General features: G+C 69.6%; 1 protein-coding gene. It reads left to right on the top strand.

Annotation, left to right across the window (positions count from 1 at the left end):
- Positions 1-1,302 (top strand): transketolase C-terminal domain-containing protein (locus tag ACFZDE_RS38640; protein ID WP_391214960.1); only part of this gene is annotated, 1,302 nt, incomplete at its 5' end.
- Positions 1,303-1,445: the final 143 nt, after the last annotated feature.

Raw genomic sequence — 1,445 nt, 5'->3', positions numbered from 1 at the left:
CGCTCGATCATCGCCTGGCCGGCCCCGAACGCGCAGAACACCGAGGCGGCACACGGCTCGGCGCTGGGCGACGACGAGGTCGCCGCGACCAAGCGGGTCATGGGCTTCGATCCGGAGCAGTCCTTCGAGGTCTCCGACGAGGTCATCACGCACACCCGCAAGGCCCTGGAGCGCGGGGCCGAGGCGAAGGCGCGGTGGGAGAAGTCGTTCCAGCTGTGGCGGGACAACAACCCCGAGCGGGCGGCGGAGTTCGACCGGATCAGCAAGGGTGAGCTGCCCACCGGCTGGGAGGAGAAGATCCCGGTCTTCGAGGTCGGCAAGGGTGTCGCGACGCGTGCCGCGTCCGGCGAGATCCTCCAGGCGCTCGGCGCGGTGATCCCGGAGCTGTGGGGCGGCTCGGCCGACCTGGCGGGCTCCAACAACACCACGATCGACAAGACCAGCTCCTTCCTCCCGGCCGGCAACCCCCTGCCGGAGGCGGACCCGTACGGGCGCACGATCCACTTCGGTATCCGCGAGCACGCGATGGCCGCGGAGATGAACGGCATCGCGCTGCACGGCAACACCCGCATCTACGGCGGCACCTTCCTGGTGTTCTCCGACTACATGCGCAACGCGGTGCGGCTGTCGGCGCTGATGCACCTGCCGGTGACGTACGTGTGGACGCACGACTCCATCGGCCTGGGCGAGGACGGTCCGACGCACCAGCCGGTCGAGCACCTGGCGTCGCTGCGGGCCATCCCGGGCCTGAACCTTGTGCGTCCGGCCGACGCCAACGAGACCGCCATCGCCTGGCGGGAGATCCTCAAGCGCTGGACCAAGGAGTTCGGCAAGGGCGCCCCGCACGGCCTCGCGCTGACCCGGCAGGGTGTGCCCACGTACGAGGCCAACGAGGATGCCGCGCGCGGTGGTTACGTGCTGTTCGAGGCCGAGGGCGGCGAGCCGCAGGTCGTGCTGATCGCGACCGGTTCAGAGGTGCACGTCGCCGGCGAGGCACGCGAGCGGCTGCAGGCCGACGGGGTGCCGGCGCGGGTGGTGTCGATGCCGTCGGTGGAGTGGTTCGAGGAGCAGGACCAGGGGTACCGGGACAGCGTCCTGCCGCCGTCCGTGCGGGCCCGTGTCGCGGTGGAGGCCGGTATCGGTCTCACGTGGCACAAGTACGTGGGAGACGCCGGCCGCATCGTTTCCCTGGAGCACTTCGGTGCTTCGGCCGACGGCAAGGTCCTCTTCCGGGAGTACGGCTTCACCGCCGAGAACGTGGCTGCCGTCGCGCGGAAATCCCTCGCCGCGGCCCAACGCTGACGCTGACATACGAGACGTAGGAGTTTGATTTCCATGACAGACGCATTGAAGCGCCTCTCCGAGGAAGGCGTGGCGATCTGGCTGGACGACCTGTCGCGCAAGCGGATCACGTCCGGCAACCTCGCCGAGCTGATCGACCAGCA

Source organism: Streptomyces sp. NPDC007929 (genome assembly GCF_042959065.1).
Taxonomy (GTDB): Bacteria; Actinomycetota; Actinomycetes; order Streptomycetales; family Streptomycetaceae; genus Streptomyces.
This window is presented reverse-complemented; position numbering and strand designations above follow the sequence as displayed.